Here is a 2,348-nt window from a genome sequence, read left to right on the forward strand (position 1 = left end):
TTCGAGGTAAAAGGGACCGCTGCAACGGTCGGTAATACCTCGAACCGGGGAGGGGAGGGCGGTCAGAGGCCGCCGGCGCGGGCGAGTCCTTGCCGCACCTGAGCGACCACCTGATCCGGGAACACGCGCAGGGCCAACAAGTCGAAGCGCAGCACGAGGTCTCCGCCGAGCGTGACCGCGTTCTGCCGCAGGTTGTCGTCGGTGGGGGCGAGCCCGAACTGATGCCCGGCGCCATCGATCTCGACAACGAGGCCGCATGGCCAGCGCACATCGAGGTAAATGCGCCCCTCCGGACCTGCGCGCACCACTTGCCGCTCGGGTTCGGGCAGCCCGGCCTGGCGACACAGCAGCGCGAAGTCGAGTTCGCCCAGCGCCTGCGCACCGCCCGCGATATCGGCGCAGACCCGCGGGATGAACGCCCGCCGTGTGCGACCCCGCACGATCTTCGCGGTCTCGAGCAGCCGCGCTCCGGTCGTGAGTCGTTGTTGCACCGGCATGACGAGGAACAACGCTGCCTGCCGATCGCTGACTGCCCAGTGCGCCGCCCGAATCGCCGCCACTGCGGGAGTGGTGCGTGCGACGGGCCAACCGGTCTGCTCACCGGAGACCCGTCGGATGACCTTATGGATCACGACTCCGTCAATCGGGTCGACGGTCGCAGTGTGCGGGACCGAGACGTGGACGAACGTGTCGTCAAGGCCGCGGAGCCCAGCTGCCGCGAGTGCGGAGACCCCGTCGAGCACGGCGATGCGCTCGCCCACCTCCCAGACGGCTCGATGCCACTGGGCCTCAACGCTCAGACCGGCGGTGTGGACCGCCACCGTCTGCGAGCCATGGGTGCGCCACCGGCCGGCTTGGACGTGACGTGCGATGGCTCGACGGTCCACCCCCAGGAGGCTCAGTTGCCGTCGCGACAGGACACCGAACTGGTCGGCTGCGGCGCGGGTGGCCCGGGTGTGCTGAGCCAAGGGGTCTCGGCGGCGGGGGTCACGGGAAATCGTCGATGGAGGGGCATCAGCGGTCGAAACTGGGGCGCGCATGCGGACACGATGATCCGAGTCGGCGGGGTGGCGTCAGGCCTCACGTCGCTGCTGTGGACGGCGGGTCGCGGTCAGTGTCGCCTGTGGAGAAATTGCCGCGCCTCGCGCCTCCGTCTCGCCCCCAACGGTTCGAGGTAAAAGGGACCGCTGGAACGGTCGCCAATACCTCGAACCGTTGGGGGCTTGCCCTGGTTCGAGGTAAAAGGGACCGCTGTAACGGTCGCTAATACCTCGAACCGCGAGGGGGCGAGGGGGCGAGGGGGCGAGGGGGGCGGGTCAGCCCTGCTTGGCCTCCATGGCCGCGCGGATCTTCGCCTGCAGCGGGGTCTCCTCCTCGTCGGCCGGTGCCACCGAGCGCTGCGGCTCGTCGTGCAGCGGGTTGTCCGGGGTGGCGAGCTCCTCGAGGGCGCTCTGGCGCGCGGCCTCCAACTCCTCCTCGGAGCGCGGCACGGTGAAGTCGTGATCGATGCCCTCGTGACCACCGGGCAGCGGCCAGCGCAGCGTCGTCACGCCGGCGCCCTTGGCGCGCGCGAACGAGTCCTCGATGACACGCTCGGCCGACTCGCGACCCAGCCAGTGCGCACCCTCGACCGACTTGCCGGGCTCGAGGTCCTTGTACGTCTCGAAGAAGTGCTGGATCTCCAGGCGGTCGAACTCGCTGACGTGGTCGAGTTCGGTGATGTGGCTCTTGCGCGGGTCCCCGGCCGGCACGCACAGGATCTTGTCGTCGCCGCCGGCCTCGTCACGCATGTGGAACATCCCGATCGGGCGGGCGCGCACGACACAGCCGGAGAAGGTCGGCTCGTCGAGCAGCACGAGGGCGTCCAGCGGGTCGCCGTCCTCACCGAGGCTGTCCTCGACGTAGCCGTAGTCGCTCGGGTAGGCCATCGAGGTGAACAGGAGCCGGTCGAGGCGGATACGACCCGTCTTGTGGTCGACCTCGTACTTGTTGCGCAGACCCTTGGGGATCTCGATCGTGACGTCGAACTCCACGTCATCCTCTTCTCGTGTCTGTGCCGCGGTGCTCGCAGCGCCGTGGGCGGGGTTCCAAGTCCAGGTCATCAGATGGCCTAGGCTGACGAACCTAGTTTCCACGTTTCTTGCTCGCAATGTGCAGGGGGTTCACGAGTGCGCCGTGTCCTGGCCGGAACCACCGCGGTCATCGTGCTCGCCGGCGGGGCCTACGTCTGGGCCGACGCCACCGATCGCGTGCCCGGAATCCTCACCACCGCCGCGCAGGCCAGCCCTCGCCTCGACGCTCCGGCCGCGCCGGGCCAGCCCGCCCTCCCGGCCGCGATCCCGAACGCC

General features: G+C 69.3%; 2 protein-coding genes and 1 pseudogene. 1 reads left to right on the plus strand and 2 read right to left on the minus strand.

The window, feature by feature from the left end:
• Positions 1–62 precede the first annotated feature (62 nt).
• Positions 63–887: a PDDEXK family nuclease gene (locus KD1_RS10905; protein ID WP_157073307.1), complete on the minus strand. Its 825-nt coding sequence runs from the start codon at positions 885–887 to the stop codon at positions 63–65.
• 429 nt (positions 888–1,316) lie between these two features.
• Positions 1,317–2,033: an inorganic diphosphatase gene (locus KD1_RS16290; protein ID WP_157073308.1), complete on the minus strand. Its 717-nt coding sequence runs from the start codon at positions 2,031–2,033 to the stop codon at positions 1,317–1,319.
• A gap of 135 nt (positions 2,034–2,168) precedes the next feature.
• Between KD1_RS16290 and KD1_RS10915 the strand changes: the two are divergent.
• Positions 2,169–2,348: pseudogene (locus KD1_RS10915) on the plus strand (D-alanyl-D-alanine carboxypeptidase/D-alanyl-D-alanine endopeptidase); the annotation flags it as partial.

The sequence above is a fragment of the Kribbia dieselivorans NBRC 106261 genome, assembly GCF_001552435.1.
Classification (GTDB): Bacteria; Actinomycetota; Actinomycetes; order Actinomycetales; family Dermatophilaceae; genus Kribbia; species Kribbia dieselivorans.